At 39.6% G+C, this 18072-nt stretch carries 16 protein-coding genes and 1 pseudogene; 4 read left to right on the plus strand and 13 right to left on the minus strand.

What is annotated here, in order from left to right:
• Positions 1-3: 3 nt before the first annotated feature.
• The 4 genes from MLD56_RS24095 to MLD56_RS24110 form a co-directional block, all read right to left on the minus strand.
• Positions 4-348, minus strand: a complete 345-nt coding sequence (locus tag MLD56_RS24095) for a hypothetical protein (RefSeq protein WP_029518631.1) — start codon at positions 346-348, stop codon at positions 4-6.
• 401 nt (positions 349-749) lie between these two features.
• Positions 750-1061, minus strand: coding sequence for a hypothetical protein (locus MLD56_RS24100; RefSeq protein WP_029518632.1), 312 nt, complete (start codon positions 1059-1061; stop codon positions 750-752).
• 32 nt (positions 1062-1093) lie between these two features.
• On the minus strand, positions 1094-1390 hold the full coding sequence (locus MLD56_RS24105) for a WXG100 family type VII secretion target (protein WP_014278615.1): 297 nt from the start codon (positions 1388-1390) through the stop codon (positions 1094-1096).
• Between the two features lie 39 nt (positions 1391-1429).
• Entirely contained in the window at positions 1430-2893 is a 1464-nt protein-coding gene (locus MLD56_RS24110; protein ID WP_029518633.1) for a hypothetical protein, read from the minus strand.
• An 82-nt stretch (positions 2894-2975) separates the two neighbouring features.
• Between MLD56_RS24110 and MLD56_RS24115 the strand changes: the two genes are divergently transcribed.
• The 4 genes from MLD56_RS24115 to MLD56_RS24130 all read left to right on the plus strand — a co-directional run bounded on the left by MLD56_RS24115 (position 2976) and on the right by MLD56_RS24130 (position 4977).
• On the plus strand, positions 2976-3332 hold the full coding sequence (locus MLD56_RS24115; RefSeq protein ID WP_029518634.1) for a hypothetical protein: 357 nt from the start codon (positions 2976-2978) through the stop codon (positions 3330-3332).
• Positions 3333-3694: 362 nt separating this feature from the next.
• The gene (locus tag MLD56_RS24120; protein WP_239645241.1) at positions 3695-4021 is read left to right on the plus strand and encodes a hypothetical protein; all 327 of its coding nucleotides are present in this window, start codon (positions 3695-3697) and stop codon (positions 4019-4021) included.
• 220 nt (positions 4022-4241) lie between these two features.
• Positions 4242-4586 (plus strand): hypothetical protein, encoded by a 345-nt coding sequence (locus MLD56_RS24125; protein ID WP_029518635.1) that lies wholly within the window; start codon positions 4242-4244, stop codon positions 4584-4586.
• Positions 4570-4977, plus strand: a complete 408-nt coding sequence (locus MLD56_RS24130) for a hypothetical protein (protein WP_239645242.1) — start codon at positions 4570-4572, stop codon at positions 4975-4977. The genes MLD56_RS24125 and MLD56_RS24130 overlap by 17 nt, the downstream gene beginning before the upstream one ends.
• 64 nt (positions 4978-5041) lie before the next feature.
• Here the strand turns inward: MLD56_RS24130 and MLD56_RS24135 are convergent, their stop codons facing one another.
• The 9 genes and pseudogenes from MLD56_RS24135 to MLD56_RS24175 all read right to left on the minus strand — a co-directional run bounded on the left by MLD56_RS24135 (position 5042) and on the right by MLD56_RS24175 (position 18069).
• Positions 5042-5188 carry a hypothetical protein gene (locus MLD56_RS24135; protein ID WP_023990839.1) on the minus strand — a complete coding sequence of 49 codons (147 nt, stop codon included), beginning with the start codon at positions 5186-5188 and terminating at the stop codon, positions 5042-5044.
• Positions 5189-5215: 27 nt separating this feature from the next.
• On the minus strand, positions 5216-6610 hold the full coding sequence (locus MLD56_RS24140) for a contractile injection system protein, VgrG/Pvc8 family (RefSeq protein WP_029518636.1): 1395 nt from the start codon (positions 6608-6610) through the stop codon (positions 5216-5218).
• A gap of 21 nt (positions 6611-6631) precedes the next feature.
• Positions 6632-8656 carry a polysaccharide deacetylase family protein gene (locus tag MLD56_RS24145; RefSeq protein ID WP_029518637.1) on the minus strand — a complete coding sequence of 675 codons (2025 nt, stop codon included), beginning with the start codon at positions 8654-8656 and terminating at the stop codon, positions 6632-6634.
• A 17-nt stretch (positions 8657-8673) separates the two neighbouring features.
• Complete coding sequence (locus MLD56_RS24150) at positions 8674-9834, minus strand: hypothetical protein (protein WP_029518638.1); 1161 nt, start codon at positions 9832-9834, stop codon at positions 8674-8676.
• Entirely contained in the window at positions 9831-11018 is a 1188-nt protein-coding gene (locus tag MLD56_RS24155) for a hypothetical protein (protein ID WP_029518639.1), read from the minus strand. Before MLD56_RS24155 ends, MLD56_RS24150 begins: the two co-directional genes overlap by 4 nt.
• Positions 11019-11044: 26 nt before the next feature.
• Positions 11045-12235: a hypothetical protein gene (locus MLD56_RS24160; protein ID WP_029518640.1), complete on the minus strand. Its 1191-nt coding sequence runs from the start codon at positions 12233-12235 to the stop codon at positions 11045-11047.
• Between the two features lie 24 nt (positions 12236-12259).
• Positions 12260-13705: an NADase-type glycan-binding domain-containing protein gene (locus tag MLD56_RS24165; protein ID WP_241113441.1), complete on the minus strand. Its 1446-nt coding sequence runs from the start codon at positions 13703-13705 to the stop codon at positions 12260-12262.
• Positions 13705-15156, minus strand: coding sequence for an NADase-type glycan-binding domain-containing protein (locus tag MLD56_RS24170; RefSeq protein WP_029518642.1), 1452 nt, complete (start codon positions 15154-15156; stop codon positions 13705-13707). The genes MLD56_RS24165 and MLD56_RS24170 overlap by 1 nt, the downstream gene beginning before the upstream one ends.
• Positions 15157-15305: 149 nt before the next feature.
• Positions 15306-18069: pseudogene (locus MLD56_RS24175) on the minus strand (NlpC/P60 family protein).
• Positions 18070-18072 lie beyond the last annotated feature (3 nt).

Genomic DNA, 18072 nt, shown 5'->3' on the forward strand with positions numbered 1-18072 from the left:
TTATTAGGATTCCTTCAGAATGATGTTCGTAATAGCCCACTGCGTTGCTGAATCATAATCACGCAGTAAAGCATCTATATCGAGCTCCATATCCTCAATCAGCTTCTCGCGAAGTCTCTTCTTGTACAGCATGGACATTCGGAAATCCACTTCCAGCTTCAAGCCGGGGGCTTCCACTTCCAATGCCGCCGAGCGTGGAGAACGCCGGTGCTTCGCCACAAAGGTAACAATGTTGTTCTCAACGGTGGCCCGCAGCAGCGTGGTCCCGAAGCCGAACAGTTCCTTTGAAACTTCATTGTAAATCTGGCACATCCGCTTCTTGCTTTCGTTACTGTCGAGCAGCGTCATGAACCCACCCTCATCAGCATATTACGTACAATCAATCTTTCAACACGATAGATTATACATAAATATACGATAAATAGCAAACAAAAATCCCTAATCCAATCACATATGATGCGAAAAAGCGAACAATATGTCGAACTTTGTAGCTTTTCAACATTTTTACACCTTTTTTAACTCATCCTCAAGCTTCCGAACGCTGCTATATTCGCCCACAGGGTAATTTTAAAGTAGACTCCGGTAAATCTCTGGCCAAGGGTTTTATCGTCGTCATTCCAGAGGAAATTTTTTTCCTTCTACTATATATGTAGTTTTTACTTAAATGCATTTAACCGTACCCCGCGGGAGTCCCCTAGCGATTGTACGGTTTTTTTGTTATGTAGCTGACTGGCCAGATGGGAACCCCTTCAAGAAAAAGCCGATTGAATCCACGAGGACACTACAAGAGTAGCCGGCCACAGCAGCATAAAGTTAGCAATAATATATGCCTTCTTAAAAGCATAACGATGATAAAAATACCAACAGATCCAAGATATGAATATTCCTATCGGGTAGCTCATTATGACATAGGCAAAAATATAATTGCTGAGATAATCTCCAGCTGTTGGTGCATCGAAAGAAAATGCGACCACCATCAGCATGGCCGGATAGGCAAATAACGTTAAGCCATAAACGATATTCAATATAAGTAAAATGACAAATGCATTTTGATCTTTCATGATGTTCTCCTAACTATTGCAGTCCGTCTGTATCACCATTGTGCAGCCCGTTTGCGTCTCTCCTCACGCCGATCAGCTTCTTCCATTTTCCGAATATAACGTTTCAACTGCTCTTTATGGTCGTCCAATTCCTGTATTCGTACAGTTGTGCCTTGGAGAAACGTCTCCATTTTACGTGTTAATTCAGCAGCCGATTCGCCCCGCCAGTCTTGCAGCCTACCATATATATTTCTCATCTGCTGCTCCTGATGCTGAAGTCTTTGCTTTAGCTGCTCGCATTGCTGAACAGCCCTACGCAGATCCCCCAGGCTCAAAGATATTCTGCTCATCTCTTTCGCCTCCCGTTGTGTTCTTCCAGCTGCTCTTTCTTATTGATCCACCATCGTAAATTCTTGGCCCTTACGATCTATATATTCTGCTATCTCTGTAATCGATTCCTGATACCAGCGATTAATCCGATCCAGTGTCGCCGTAGCACTATGCGCAAGCGGGGTCAAAGACTGACTTTCACTTGTCCCGATATGAGCCTGAAATAACTGAATGGACGCACGGGTATCACTGGAAAATCCATGCAAGCTAGAACGCATCTGATTAGCCGCATGCTTTAGCTCCTCAGGTGTTAATTGAATTGTGCCTCCATTTCTGTTGCCCACAAAATATGCCCCACCATTAGTGCGACCATCTTGTTGTCCTGCTCCCATCAAATTCACACCCAGTGCAGTAGCAGCAAACTGCCCGAAGGCCCCCATTTGTCCCCCATAGCGTTCAACCAGATCGCCCATGACTTCCTTGAGCTCTGCTCGCGCGGCCAGCATTTGCTCGTATGCCTGCACCCGTGGATTGCCTTCCACCAATTGACCGTCCATCGTGTACAGTGGATTGCTGATATTGCCATTTTCATCAAACGTAAAGTTTCCCATGCTATGAGTGTTCTCTCCACCTAATACAGAATTATAGAATTTGGTGAATGCATCTTGCTGTATCATAGGCAATGTAATCGGAACATAAACAATAGGAGTCCATTTTGGGCCAAGAATTAGTCTTTCCAATTCGGTTTTTCTTTCCAAGGGAATTGAAACAGGAATAGTAAACTTGGCTACATTGGCAGTCTTATAATCACTCCCAATATGATACGTTTCCCCCACATGTTGGTTAGCCTTAGTGGCTCCCCCACCAACACTATCTCCGGGATGGGCAAAAGCCACATTAGTCTTCTTGAATTCTCCTGCTTTTACCCTCTTTTGAAGATCTTCAGGCAATAAATGTACAATACCCGGAGCAGCAAAACTCACGGATGATAAACCATTTTTCACTGCAATATATTCTGCTTCTGCACCGCCTAAAGAATGGCCTGTCGTAGAAATTTCAGCAGCGGGGTACTTCTTCTTCACTTCGTCATACAGTGTTTGGGCTTTTGTAAATTGATTATCCTGATACTGTGACTCATACTGATGAAATGAACTTTGTACCTGTGGGGGGAGCTTTTTTATCTCTTCTTGATTATTTATATAATAATCGTGAACTTGATTTAAATTTTTCGCTCGTCCGCCCACAACATCGCTAATGTCCGTTCCTATGTCCATCGCTCTACTCCATATTGGTCTTCCCCCTGGTTCAGTTCCCCTATATCCTATAATCACCTGATTGCTATTCTCATTGTGAAAAACGGTCGCATCAAATCCAGAACCGTTCGTGTCATGTAATAGTTTTTCGTCTAAATCAACAACCCTCCAACCAGGAATATCTTCATTTTTATAAGTCTTTGGATCAATATCCAATAGGTAAGCCTCATCTGCTATCTTCCAGTATGTTTTTTCACTAATATACTGCAATTATTACCCCACCTTGTCTAATCACCTAATATATTATAAAGTTAGAAAAAGTTGATACTTTCAAAAAAGGAGCATCTAAAAATTGAAAAGAAAAAAAATTTGGGTTACTGCTCTCATCTTATTCTTCATCCTAATAGGAGCTCTCTATTACATGCACTACGCATCAAATATAAAAAAAGAAGAAGCCGTTAGAACAGGTATACCTATCGGAAAAGAGTACATCAAAAAATACTATAGGGCTGATTTCATATTTAAGAGTTATGACTATGTAGGTAGCTATGTTAATAATACGGTTCATCTAATCGGCTATATAAAAGGACATGAAGATCAATCGATATCTATCGCTTACGATTTTGAAAAAAAAGAAGTGCTTAGTGTAACCGGACCGGATTGGTTCATTGACAGTCGATACCCTAAAAAGAATGTTCCACCATTTTAAATATCAAGATTTGTATGCAAAAAAAAAAAAAAAACACATATGATTCATTCCAGTTCAAGAATATATTTTTCCAATCTAAGGAAGTGAAATCATTATAATACTTCCTGTTTACTTGCGGTATAGTTGAAAGTAAAAATAAGTATAAAGTCGTTGGTTACTGCATTTTGGGTCGCAGTTCATACCTAATAACGATTAGGACTTTGTAACTGTATGTTAGAAGAGATTTGCGTATATGAACACAATTTTTAAACGTTGTACCGAGCTAATCCTTTTATTAAATAAATGAGCTATCCTACTATTATTATAAAAAGCAGTAATGTTATGAGTTTATAGTCAGGAGATACTAAGGAGAAGAATTCAACTTGAAGAAGAAAAAGGATTGGGGAAGCATCTTTATAGTAGTTTCAATCCTCGTTGGAATCTTTTGTTACATGCAATATACGGAGGATGTACAAAAAGAAGAGTACGTCCAATCTGGCATACCTATTGGAAAAGAATACATTAGAAAACATTATAATGCCGAGTTTATATACAAAAATTACGACTTTATTGGCGGCTATGTTAACTCTACCGTTTATCTTCGTGGCTATATAAAAGGACATGAAGGTCAGATAATCTCACTAAATTACGACTATAAGAAAAAAAAAGGTACTCTACGTAACTGGACCGGATTGGTTCATCGACAGTAGGAATCCTAATAAGATTGTTCCGCCATTCTAAAATCAAGTCTGTATTCAAATGCCCTCTAACAGATGACTTTTTCCTAAATATGAAGAAGTAATATCATTAAAATACTTCCTGTTACTGAGAGATATTTGCAACAAAAATAAGAACCACGTCATTGTTCACTGCATTCTGGTTGTAGTTCACATTAAATTATAAATAGCATGTTAGGGGAATGTTGCGTAAATGAACACAATCCTTAAATGTTGCACAGTTCTCATCATAATATTAACCATTCTGGGCGGTTGTGGTTTTTCTACCGCTCAAGAGGAAGAGGTAGTGGAGTCTGCTACTACTGTCAGTATCAAATATATTAAAACTCACTATAATACGGATTTCGTATTAAAAAATTACAATATTGAAGAAAACAGTGTCTTTGCAAGAGTACATCTTTACGGCTATATAAAAGGAAACGATACAGACTTAATTAGGATATCCTATGACTTGGACTCAAAAGAAATCGTCAATGTTACGGGACCGGATTGGTTTATTAATAGTAAGGTTATAGATAAGAATGCACCTTATTCCTAAGAAAGCTTATAGCATATTTAGCTCAATTTTAAGGAGAATACTTCAACTTGAAAAAGAAACAACTATGGCTTTTTGTCTTTATATCACTTGTCATTCTGGTAGGAGTTTTCTTTTACATGCAGTACGCATCGAATGCCAAAAAGAAGAAATCGTTCGGACAGGCATACCTATTGGAAAAGAGTACATTAAGGAATACTATAGGGCAGATTTCATATTTAAGAGTTATGACTATATAGGTAGCTATGTTAATAACACGATTTATCTAATCGGCTATATAAAAGGACATGAAGGTCACTCGATATCCATTGCTTACGATTTTGAAAAAAAAGAAGTCCTAGATGTATTAGGACCTGCTTGGTTCATCGACAGTAGGAATCCTAAAAAGAAGTAGAATATTGAACCATGATTGCAGAAAAGGCCCCTTAGGGGCCTCTTCCAGTCGTCGTTAGTCATATTTAGCGCTCTTCACCTTTGGTGCTATGCTTAGTTACATGAATAAAAGGATATTCGCCTTTGCTTATTTTACGTTTCCATTCTTGAATCATATCTTCCTGGGTTGGCGGTTTCTCGTTTACGATTGCTCCTGTAGTTACTTTAGCCATTGGTTTACCCTCTCTTGTTGATTTTAGTTATTGCGTCTTTATCTTTTCTCCAGTCATTTTGATGTTACCATCCATTTCTACCAAACTCGTTTTACATTTTAAACCGATAGCATCCTTCGCGGTGACCTGTATTGTATTACCCGCATTGAACACCAGGTTCCCGTCTGCTTTTACACGGATATCCTTTTTGCTTCGTAGTTCAATTCCATGGTCATCCAGCAGTCGAATCACCACTTCATCGTTGTTCCCCGTGATTAAAATTTCATTTTTCTCAAAAATAATAGCTTTGCGGTAATTGGTCATAAAGATCTTCGTCGACGGGTCCTTAATAAAGTCACCGCCTTTGGATCTCTTTCTGATCGAGTGGGTCACAATAGCGTCTTTTTCTTTAGAGGTCGGAAAGTAGATATCTACAAAATCAAACAGCTCCGGCATGCAGTACCATCCCGTATTCCCTTCCGATGTATAAAATGTAGCCGTTGGAAAAGCGAAGGTTTCCTTGACGTTAGGCTTGACCTTATCCATTTCATAAAAGAAAACCTTCACATGATCCTGCTCGATTCCAATGACCTTGGATTTCAATGACATGCCCCGAATGTCCTCATTTACAATCAAATCCTGTTTCATTCCATCCGCTGTAGTCAGCACATATTCATGCCACAAAGCACTATGTCGTATAAACGCAACCGATTGCAGGACGTATAATGCTTTCCCTTTAAATTTAACCTCCGCCCCAATTTGCAGCAGGACATCTCTAGCCCCTGTCGTTTGCACTTTATAATATAAAAGATTGTCATCCTTGCTGGCTCCTGGTTTGGTTTTTCTCGTCATGGAGTAGTTATACTGCCTGAGCTCAGGCTGATTGACGCCATCCGGCAATCCAAAATAAAACTGAGGTTTTTCACCAATCGGATCAGGTATTAGTCCCCAACCAAGCCGAGACGCTATACGTTTTAGAAACGACCAGTCCGTTTCGTCGTATTGCATCGTAAATTCCTGTAAAAGCTGATCTTTTAAGCGGCTCGTACAATTGGCTTTGGGATAGGATTTGAGTACATGTTCAAGTAATGCCTGCACCTTCATCTTCACATTTTGAAAGGATTGTCTATGAAGCACTTCATCCAGCTGGCTTGTATAGGAGAGGGCCTCGACGACCAAATAGGCTACATTGGACACCAACTTGATTCTGAACTGCGTGACTAATCCCCTAAATAATACACTCTGCTTTTGATCATCATTCACATAAGAAACGACTAACTTCGCCCCTGCTTCCATATGATCTGTGTACTCTTCCATTTGGGCACCCGTTAACACACCTGTCAAAAAGACTTTCACATGCTCATTCATTTTCTGTACAACTTTAACTTTTGGATTTTTAAGAGATAAAACCGTTCCATTATACTTGATGATTGGATATCCCATGTTACCGCTCCCTTTTGTCGGTTAGTTTACGTTTATCCGTTGTTTGCTTACGTATTGAATGACACCTTTAATGGTTTGATTATGCCCCTGATCGTTGAGAGCCTGATCTAATGCAGGGAGCGTGGTAAAGGTTTTATTTTTTTTCTGAAAATAAATGTCCGCTATAGGGAATTGGTCAACTCTACCAGGCCCATGAATCCCGTTGTCAACATCGGCAATGATGATAACATCCTTTAATCCATCCTTATTCACATCCTTGAAGGCCACTGCTTCTACTCCTCCGTAACGTGCAACCCACTCACGGTTCCCGTAGAAATCGGGGAATGGATACAGAATATGTCCTTGGTCATCCAATAGGAAGAAAAAGAATTTACGAAAACCTTCCGGATACCCATATGTGGATACAAACCGCACTTTCCCAAAGCCTTCGAAAGTAGTTTGAAAAGACTGCGACTCTTCAATTTCATATTGGTCGGTATTCAACTTTTCACCGCCAACTGTGGAAACAGACTGATCCTCAACGGAACTTAACTCACTCCATAGTTCCTCATTTTGCCTAATATTCTCTGGAATTTGTGCAAAACGAATTTCATACTCCGCATGGTCCCCTACCACATGTGCCATAGGTACACTCATCCCCAATGAATCATTTGTGAAATAACTAAACGATTCCATTTCTACTTCCGCAAGCGAACCTTTGGTTACATCCGCATTTGTTAACAATTGAATCAAATCATCTTTTGTGAAATCACCAATTAATCCTTGTTGCTCCGGCTGAACAGCTGTAATCTTCCCGCTTTTTATAAGCTCAATAAAAGGTTTCTCGACCTTTACCAGATCCCTCAACCTTATTCTTGAAGCCTGCTTCATATCCAGGTTCGTCGTATAAAACATATGAGTAGGATAGGCTGCGTCCTTCACATAATGAATACCCGTATATTGAACACTCAAGAATCGTTCATTTTCTCGTTTGATCTCATAATCAATTTCGACATGGACTCCAGCATTGGAATCCGCATAGTTTTGTAATCCTTCTAAAGCATCGGCCTTAAGAATTTTGTTTAAAGATTTCTGCTTTGCAATATCCTTGAGTTTTATAATTTGAGGGTATTTAATCACGATCCCATTTTTTGAATATTCCTCTTGAATGAGTTCAAAGCTTTGCCGTTCACTATGAGTATTCAAGGCAGTGCTATATTCGGAATCAATACGGACTTCTCCACTTTTGGAGAACTCAATGATAAGGTTTTGTTCAGAATCATCACTGTTTATGAAGAAACCATCGCCGTGGTCTAAAACCTCGATACTCATGCTATCATGTTGTCGATTCTCTAAAATAAGCTCATCTATATCCTCGTTCAATTCCCACGCATCCGGAAGCTTTATCTTATCTGTTACTATTTCTTTCTGTGTCCATTTTTCCCCGGAGAATTCCCACAACGCAACAAATACGGGATCTGGATGATATATTGAAACATATCCCCCTAACAACAGCTGTATTCCCTTGTCTGAATCTCGGACCACAAAGTCTGTAGTCAATTCTGGCCCGCCATCCTCAAGCATCTGGGCGTGTACAAGTTGCTTAGTACTCCACCACTGAATAAATGTGTATTTATCTCCGATCGTACCTGTCACCGTTTTAGGTGCTCTATAATTCATAACCCTAACGTTTAGCTGCCCGCTTTTTAACGGAAACGATTTTGTTAAGATAGTGAGATTATTATCGAACTTTTCTACTAATTCTTCATCCTTCATCTCTACACTTCCAGGCTCATTTAACAACGAATTAAGTTCCTGTGTGAACTCCTCAAGCTTGTTTTGTCTGGTATCAGAATCCTTATTTTCATCGTTGACTATATGAAGTTTTTTCACTAACGTGTCCAGCTTTTTCGAATAGGAAATCGTTTTATCTTCATTTTGGAGAGAAAGCGCATGATTTGTTTTAGTTGCTGGAGAATTTTGTTCCTTCATGCATCCATTCAGCGCTACACAGGAAATGAGTAGTAATAGGACGCAAGAAGCTTGCCCGTACTTCAAGTAATTCATGCTGGATATCACGCTTTCTACGATTTATCGTTCATCTCTATACCCATAATCTTCCATTTATCTGACTGTTTTTCTAACGTAAACGTAATTTCCTTTTTCGCTCTTTCTTCTAATGAATCATCTTTTACCAAAAATATTTTTCGGTTATCATCGCTACTAACCTCATTAATACTCAGTTCTAACACCGGGTAAGATAAATATGCTAAACCGGATAAATCGATGGCATCCTCAAAATCATACGTTTGCCTTGCTGCCGGATCGGTGAGCTGGTCCATTTCAGGAAAAGGTAAATCAAACCACTTCATAAGATAATCAACTTCCAAGTAGTTCAATATCACAGCCTTAGGATCGCTTGGATATACAAACTGTGTACTTTTATTTTTATACAAAACCTCCTTTTTTTCAGGTCCTGTTCCATCATATTTTTGATAGACCACGATGGTATGCTCCTGAGTGTCACTAAACTCGTAATAATCGACACTTTCAAATACACCATCATGGTCGGTATCTTTTAACGTTCGAATTCCTTGTCCAGTAGCATTAGGAAAATCAGAATTTATACTCTTGATATGATTATTTTTCAAGGTGTATATGGAGAATCCCTCTGAATAAGCCCCTCCGTCGCCTATAGAGTATACAACGATAAATTTTTGGTCTGTTTGATCCAGCTTCATGATTTTCACATCTGTATTTAGATGCACAACTATAACCGGGTCCTCTAGTTTTTCAATGATGTGATAACCATCATCCTCCCGGACTACAAATATGTTGTAAATCTCCTCTTTTTCTAATCCAAAAGCAAGTACATATTCCGGCTTTCCATCATGGTCTAAATCTTCTTTTAATATCTTCTGAAGCTGCTCATTTGGGGGCTGGATTTTCTTTATAAACTGATCTAATGTGTTAGAATCTATGGCGTAATTTTCATTTCGTTTATTAATCGGATTCACAATATTGCTATTCCGATCTCGTTTTTGAGCAGCAGACTCTGGTTCAGTCACAGCTTTTTTCTCTATCATTTGAGTGCTAGGTTTGATGGGTTCAACTGCTTGCTGCTTCTCATTCGTAGGTTGTTCAGAACATCCATTCAATAGCAGACTAAATAACAATATTAAAAATAGTATTTTATTTTGTTTTATAAAGTTGATTTCAAAAAACTCCCTTTTCACATTGTTCATTGAACGTTTATACGTTGTTTGCTTACGTATTGAATGACATTTTGAAGTGTTCGGTTATGTCCAGTTTGATTGATACTCTTATCCAACTCAGGCAGGGTAGTGTACGTTTTGTCCTTTTTCTGAAAGTAAATTCCCGCGACAGGTAGAGTCTCTATTCCGTGTGCATTAACTCCGGTGATATAATCAGCAATAATAACAATATCTGTACGTCCATCCTGATTCAAGTCCTTAAAACTTACTGCTTTGATCCTGTCGATCATTCTACCTTTGTTACCATAAAATTCGGGGAATTCGTACAGGATCTTGTTTTCCACATTTTTGTCACTGTTAACTTCCAAAAAAAACTTTGCTTGAATCAGATCATTCGTATCCTCATCTTTTAAAGTGGATATAAACTTTACTTCTCCCCATCCATTAAGAGTGGTGGTAAATGATTGTTCCCTTTGAATAGTATATGGTTCTAGATCAGGGTCGGGCTGAGCATCCTCTTCTACATAATCAGCACTACGTTGCTGTTCTATGGATTTCTCCATATTATATTCTATGAAGATATTATTTACTTTTTCCGTTTCAGTATCCCACTGAATCCTCAAATGTAAGCCATTCTTGGAATAAAGCAGACTCCCATTTGTTACAATACTCGGTTTGCCATAGAGCTGTAGTACTTTGCCAAGGGTATCACCGATCTTCAAGCCTCTTTTTGTATTAAACTTGGGATTCTCCAAACTCACGGCTACTAAATAGCTTTCACCATCCACCAGTTCCTCCCCTTCAAGTTCAATCTTAGATAAAACTACAAATCTTATTTCTGGCTCCTCATAGTTAGGATAGGACAGACTCCATCTTCTATATGTTCCATTCCCACTATTATATCCTCTATTGTTAGCTTCAAATCCTTCACTGTAACCCCACTTATGGATAAGTTCTTTAATATCCGTATTCTTATCAATCTTATGTGATCGATATGAGACCTCAAAGTCGTCGTCCTGAAGGGACTCCGGATCGGCAGAAGCAATATTCTGGGCTTTTTCGACTTTTTCACTTCGATAGTTCCATGTGCTCTCGTCTTTGACGCTAACTGTTTTCTCACTTTTATAATTATTGATACTTGTAGAACCGCACGCAGTTACTCCAAAAATCATTATAAGCATTATAATGCAATAACCGTAACTTGGTTTGTACACTTCTTTTCCTCATTTCGAATTGTGATTTATCTTTCACCGACGATACTCCACTCATTCGTATCATTTTTTCTGCTATCGTTACCATTTTGGGTAGGTTTAAATTTAAAATTAGGAAGCTTAATACCTTCGGATGCAGCAATTTTCTGAGTTACACTTTTATCAAGACTCAACAAATATTGTTCATAGTTAGAAGCTTCATTCCCACTAAAGGTATTGTATATTTTCCGCACACTCTCACCCCAACGGTTATCGCTAGCGTATATGCCACATTCAACTCGCTTAGATTTCATTCTAAGAATCGGCGTGAACCAATTACAGTATTGGAAAACATCTCCTTTGCCTGTAATACCACTCAATTTATTGTTTTTTACTACTGCTTGCCTAAATTCCTGACCATAATATATATATCCTAATATTTTCCCGAATATCAGGCTATTGGCTTTCATCAAATCTTTGGCATAATTAGTTTCAGCACCATGCTCACCATCAGCCGCCCTATTTGTACTACTAGTGTTAAAACTTCCAGTTCCTTCTTGAACAATAATTGCTAACAAAAAACGGGGATCAATCTGAATATCATATGTTTCTTGTATCTTCTTTGTAGCTTCCCATAAACCATGCAACTTTTCCTGATTCCATTTCATTTTGGTGAAATTTAATGAGCGTCTTTTGAATGTTTTTTCAGCTTCAGAACTACCGTTATATTGAAATTCAGCAGGTATCCATTTTCCAGCCGGAGTCTTTACGTTCGTTTTTATAGGTTCATCTTTCGATTCGGTGGTAACGGGTACTTCTGGTGGTGCTTTAGTACTCGTATCAATCAGACCTAGCTTCTCGCGTATAGCTCGTCCCGCCTTCTCGGCAGCCAGCTTTTCCCTGATATCTCCACTTGCCTCCGCAGTCATCCAACCAACGGTTTCTTTTTGCATTTGCTCTTGAGCCCACTTGGGGAATGTGGCCATTTCGCGTAATTTGCTTCGAAGTCCTTCTGCCAGTTTTTGCGCTTTACGCATACCTACCTCGTCACCATTGACTTGAGCAATATACCAATCTTCTTTGTATTTACGCATCCAGGTCTGGGCCCAGTCTGGGTAATTTAGTTTTTGTTTTTTCTGTTCTGCTGCAAGATCAAATGCCTGTGCTTTCCTGTGTGCATTAGCAGTTGTTAAAGCCCTCAACATAGGGGTTGCACCAAACGTTGGCTCTTTCCATTTCATATGTCTTCTCCTTTTTAACGAATACTAAAAGAATCGTATCTCTGACATACAGGTATCGTTATATTTGCTTCCTCGCTCTACGGCCTCAATCATTATTTTCACGAAAGAGGTATGAATGGGGTTATCAAGAAATTCGTTGCTTATAAAATCATTATCTATCATCATGGTCTGCCCGTTTGAAAACTCTAGTTTCATTCGTTTAACTCTATTATTTGCTTGGAAAGCTTTGGATGACTTAGCTAAACCATTAATAAGCTCAAACCCCTTAAGTTCTTGCATAGAGCCGAAATCAATTTTGATCCACTCCCCGATCCCGTCTCCCTTAACCCCTTCGCACCAGGCTGTGCTCGCATCTCCATCCATGATGTTACGGGCAGCATAGGAGTTCCCTGCCTGATCTGGAAGTGTAGATGAAGCAACAATTTTCTGTGCCGGAATGCTTTTCCGATATTTCATCAAATCCGTTGTAGTTTGTATCCATTGTGTAGGGGACACGTTATAGCCTATCCTATGGAATACATTGGAGTATTTTATAGGCAGACCTGTTGGGATGTCTCGTTGTTGCATTTCACCCTTCGAGTTCAAATAAGCAACCCTGTGGTTATCTAAAGTTAAAACAGGGTTCTCAGAGAATTCTGCCAACATCCTCTTCTTTCCGTCATCTAAATTCAACATGTACCACTTTTCGTCATCATAGGAACGGTAAACTATCTTATTATTATAAAGCCACTGATAAACCTGCATTGCCTTGGTCACTGTGATTCTTTGAACCTCTTTATTCGCCATCAGATCAAAAATATATAGAGTACCATTATCTTCAATACATAATTTTGAACTATCAGGAGAAAACACACTATATCCAATAGGTTCTTCCGAACCAGTATAGTTGGAAATAGATAGTTTTTGAGTGACTCGTCCCTGAATATTGTATTGAAAAAAATCTCCATTATTGGTGTACACACATTTACTTAAATCCGGTGATATTACGACGTATTCCCTATCAGGTATATTAAATTCATACAACTTTTTATATGTGGATAAGTCATAAATAAAAATGGCACTGTAATCTATCATATGTGTATATCTGCTCAGTGCTATAGTCTTGCCGTCACTAGAAAATCGCATTATTTCCAGCTCACTTCTAGGGAAATCCTCTTTCTCACTTGCGTACAACCGATCAATAATATCAGTTGTATCAATAAACGTATTGCCTGTAGGATCATCCATATCAACGAGATAGTCCACAGGCATGTTTTCATTTTCCGCTTCAAAGAGCAACCAATTTACAGCCCTTTTTGTTGGAGGAGGTTTCTTGGACTGAGAGACAGAAGCATAAGTTTCATTCCGCTCCTGTCCTACTTTTTGCCCCTCATTCGATTGTATACACCCGCATAGCATGGAAAAGATCATGACCAATAACGTAATTTTACTTATCCATACTGCAGTTTTTTTCCGTTTTCTACTGTTCATCACAATAACTTCAGCTCACCTATACATGTATTTGGGAAGTCCGCGCCTTTTTTCACTTCCAGGATGGTAATCTTAACGAAAGAAGTCCGTATAGGTTCATCAAATTTGAAACGTGCCCCACTGCCCTCAAACACTTCAGATTGCCCATTCGAAAAATCAAGTTTCATTTTTTTGATTTTACTTACGTCTAAATACTTATTATTAACCCACATGAAGTTATCGGTTATATCTATACCTCTCACCTCTTGAGTTGAACCCAAATCTATAGTTACCGTTTCCCCTACTCCGCCCCCCTTGGTTCCTTCACACCAAGAGGTTGAATAATTTCCATCCGTTAAATTGTCCACATTAAAAGAACGAATACCCTGATCAGGTAGCGTAGAAGAGGCAGTAATTCTTTTCACTTTAACCTTGTTGCTATACTTCATATAATTGGTTTTTGCTTCGATCCACTGTATTGGAGCCGTGCGTATTCCTTGGTTTTTAGTAAAAGAGGATATATCCTCCTTTCTTCCATCGCTCAGATGAACCAGATACATTTTTGATGCTTCGTATTCTGCGGACAGCGCCAATTTTTGATCAGGGGATAGTATAAATGGTGCCGTACTTTTAGTTATCCACCTTTTTTCTCCGCTCTCTATATCAAATGAATAGACATCTTTTGTGTAATTGTCGTCCTCTTCAGAAATTGTATAAATTAATTTATCTTCTTGATCCCATTGCAAAAGCGAAACCATAGACCCTGTAAGTAAACGTTTTACTCCACTAATACCGGACAGATTCAGCATAATGATGCCTGGTTGGTCATTTTCCTCAAAACAGAATCTAGTGCCATCTGGAGAAAATAATCCTGAACTAATGATACCTAAATCTATTTTACGTTTCCCAATGTCTATTTTTGTCATTTTCCTCTTTACTGCATCATATAAATACACTTGCCCATTCAACTCATAAAGATATTTACTTAAATCAGGAGAGACTACAGGGTAAGACGTTGAAGGCAGTTCAAACTCGGACTCTTTTTTTCCTGAGTTCAGATCATATACCTCAAGAATGTGTTTTTCGCCCCCTTCTTCCACATCAGAGATTGTCCTTACGATCGCCATTCGACTTCCATCATTTGATACTCTACTGACAGTTACTTGGGAGCCGCGATATTTTATTCGCTCTTCTTTAGTTTGCATCGCATCTACCAAGTCATCGATTCGTATATAGGTCTTCCCTGTAGGATCATCTAAATTGGTCAAAAATTGAGTCGGATATGGGTCTTCTTCTCCATTTAAAAGCCACCGTGCTTCTTTTTCAGTAACATTTCTATTATCTTGTGTGACCCTGTGTGATGATATTTCTTGGGGGTGAGGAGACGAGAAAGCTTCCTCTCCTTTAAACCCACTACATGCCGATATAATGGCTACAAAAGTAACAATCAATATGATTTTTATAAAATTCACTTTCTTACCACTCCCTCTTCCGTTCTCAATAAAGCCTACCTAGCTAAACGGGGCAGCACTATTTTCTCCTGAGAATACCTTGGAATCAAATATTATTATGATGTTTTAAGCTACTACTTATTTTCTTATTTTCTTATTTTCTTATTTTCTTATTTGTTAATTATTGAGCCATCATCTTGTATAATACGTCTAATTGCGATAACGTTTGAATATATAAGACCATAACCTTTTCCCCAATTTGTGTTTAATTTATCTATTGTTACATTATGAGATGGCTTGAGGTCCTTTTTCATTTCAGCAAGAGTTTGTGCATTACCATGCTCGTGAATGAACTTTCCATCTCCCACATATATTCCTACATGATCTACTTTGAATTTGGTTTTCCCCCCACTCCCCCAATCAAATAAGATTAAATCACCTAACTTCAAATTTTTATAATCCCCACTGGATCGTAAAGCTTTGTAGTCAACCTCTGTTCCCCGATGGATTTGATCGCTTGTAGTACCGCCTATACGCACATTTAATATGGTAAAGTACACCGAGGAACTAAAATCAGAACAGTCCATATAAATAGGTGGATTGTTGGGGTCCAGCTTCATCGTTGTAATTTTAGTATCCATACAGTAAGGAATCTTGCCTAAAAACTTCTTAGCGAATTCTACAATTGCTTTCCTTTTTTCCTCGGCAGAACTGTTGGATGGAGTAGGCTTTGGTTCCTCCTGCGTTGGCTTTTCAGGAGTAGTCGGCGGCTTCTTGCCCGGTTCCGTTTTCGTTGTTGTCGTTGCTGGAACTGTTGGCGTTGCAGCCTTATTAACCTTAGGCCATGGAAGAATGCCATTGGCTACTTGATGCAGGTACACTGCGAGCACATCACGACCATATCCCTTATTTTCCAGGCCGTATTTTTTCGCAAAATCATGCAAAGCGGCGTTGAGCTCCTTATCCCAATCGCCTGTAGTTGGTAGCTTGTACGAGAAGCTGTCTGGATACTTCTTGGCAAGCTTGTTCAAATTATCTCTGGCAAGCAGGCTGTTCACGCCATACTTACTACGCAGGGCAGCCGCTTCCTTAGCAATAGCCCTTTGATCGGCGATGGTCAGCTTATGGGCCGCATCTGCGTATTGTCCGGACAGCTCCTCCAGCCGATTCGCATCCAGATAGGATTTGGCTGAATGACCACGAATCAGCTCGTTGATTAGCACGTTGTCACGCAGTTGGTTCGCGAGAAGATGCATCTGCTTTTGCTTGGCTTTGTCGTTGGCTCCATGCGCTTCCCACCACTGGGACGTGTATTCATGCATTTGCGCTCTGGCCCAGGCAGGCATACGATCTATTTCTGCCACCTGCTGACGCAATTGCTTGGCCTTGGCCGCTGCTTCCTTGGCCCCCTTTTTGTCCCCGGCTGCCACGGCTTTGTAGTAGTCCGTTTTAAATTGAAGCAGCAAATTCTGCACCCATTGCGGATACCCTTTTCCCTTCAATTCTTGAATCAGGGATTTATAAGCTTTCAGTTCGGCATCAGGTACCTGATTTTTCATGAACTTACTAGCCTTGATATGAAGTGCTCCATCGGTTCGGATATAGCTAGTTTTGCACGTCAGAGATATTTCGCGAGTAGCGGTCATCTGTACCTTTTTGCCATGCAGCACTAGGTCTGTATCGGCGTGAAAGGTAAGATCGTGATGACTGTACACGTGAATACCGGATGCAGGATTTAAGCGTACCAGTATCTTGTCTTTCTGGGTGGAGAGGGCTAATTCCTTATCATCGAATCTCGCCACTTTTTGTGTTTTGGTATGAAATAGCTTTCTTGACGGTTGACTGATTTCATCTCCTTTGTAGTCTCTCTTACGCAGGGATTGAACTACACGAGCTTCCTTTTCTTTGTTAGATGGAAAATACAAATGGACATGATCCCCCAGCTCAGGCATGCAATGCCAACCGATCCCATCTCCGGTATACATAGTGGGGTAAGAAAACCAGCACCCTTCAACTTTGGACTGCATGGAATCCACGGACAGATGAAGTTTAACGGATTCGTTTTCACTATTTAAATCAATAACTTTCCCTTCAATAGAGGTACCTTTAATAAACTGATTATGTATGACCCCCCCTCGGAATACCCTCTTCAGGAACGAGAACATAGTCATATGTCATAATACCTTGCTTCATCTCTGCATGAATTTGATCAATAACCCAATGCTTTCGTCGAAACACGACGACATCTCCAAGTTCAAAACGCTTCGTATCCTCCACTTCAGCATATGTATACCGGGGGCCTGACTTTGTTTTTTGGAGGGAAAAGTTAATGCTGCGCAGTTCACCTTTCACCTGTTCTTTTGAGGCACCTAACCATAGTCTCGGGAACACGGACGTAATCTCGGCAATCAGTCCAGTTTGTAGATGAGAAGCCATTCTTTTCAGAAACTCCCAGTCACTCTCCCCATACTGAATAGTAAAGCCATCTAACTTTTGATTGCTGTCCGTCAGGTCAATAAAATCCCCATGTGGATAGGCATCTATGAGTTCGCGGAATAGTTGATAATATGTCAATTTGCCGTTTTGAAACGAACGGTTTTTCCTTTGTTGATCCATCAGATATGTAAAAGAGGCAGCCTCGATGTACATGTGATATACGCCATTTTTGAATGCAATTCTAATATTGGTGACGATTCCTTTAAAGATGCTAACTGTCCCTCGGTCTTCATCCATCTCATATACCTCTAGCACATCCTCATCATGTGCTAAACCGTCATACTTCGCATGGTCCTCATCCGGTATGAGAGCAGTAATGTACACCTTGCCGTGCTCATTTATCTTCTGTGTCAATTCAAAATCAAGCAGCCTGATAATCTCATACGGTGCATTTACTTTAATATTTCCATAAGTCAGCACAGTTCCTGCCAGTCCCATCTT

This window comes from Paenibacillus peoriae (genome assembly GCF_022531965.1).
Taxonomy (GTDB): Bacteria; Bacillota; Bacilli; order Paenibacillales; family Paenibacillaceae; genus Paenibacillus; species Paenibacillus polymyxa_D.

Excerpts from the sequence above, each read along its gene's own strand:
- MLD56_RS24130 (WP_239645242.1), top strand. The coding sequence starts at position 4,570 with ATGCACCTTATTCCTAAGAAAGCTTATAGCATATTTAGCTCAATTTTA.
- MLD56_RS24095 (WP_029518631.1), bottom strand. The coding sequence starts at position 348 with ATGACGCTGCTCGACAGTAACGAAAGCAAGAAGCGGATGTGCCAGATT.
- MLD56_RS24100 (WP_029518632.1), bottom strand. The coding sequence starts at position 1,061 with ATGAAAGATCAAAATGCATTTGTCATTTTACTTATATTGAATATCGTT.
- MLD56_RS24125 (WP_029518635.1), top strand. The coding sequence starts at position 4,242 with ATGAACACAATCCTTAAATGTTGCACAGTTCTCATCATAATATTAACC.
- MLD56_RS24135 (WP_023990839.1), bottom strand. The coding sequence starts at position 5,188 with ATGGCTAAAGTAACTACAGGAGCAATCGTAAACGAGAAACCGCCAACC.
- MLD56_RS24165 (WP_241113441.1), bottom strand. The coding sequence starts at position 13,705 with ATGAACAGTAGAAAACGGAAAAAAACTGCAGTATGGATAAGTAAAATT.
- MLD56_RS24150 (WP_029518638.1), bottom strand. The coding sequence starts at position 9,834 with ATGAACAATGTGAAAAGGGAGTTTTTTGAAATCAACTTTATAAAACAA.
- MLD56_RS24140 (WP_029518636.1), bottom strand. The coding sequence starts at position 6,610 with ATGGGATATCCAATCATCAAGTATAATGGAACGGTTTTATCTCTTAAA.
- MLD56_RS24160 (WP_029518640.1), bottom strand. The coding sequence starts at position 12,235 with ATGAAATGGAAAGAGCCAACGTTTGGTGCAACCCCTATGTTGAGGGCT.
- MLD56_RS24145 (WP_029518637.1), bottom strand. The coding sequence starts at position 8,656 with ATGAATTACTTGAAGTACGGGCAAGCTTCTTGCGTCCTATTACTACTC.
- MLD56_RS24105 (WP_014278615.1), bottom strand. The coding sequence starts at position 1,390 with ATGAGCAGAATATCTTTGAGCCTGGGGGATCTGCGTAGGGCTGTTCAG.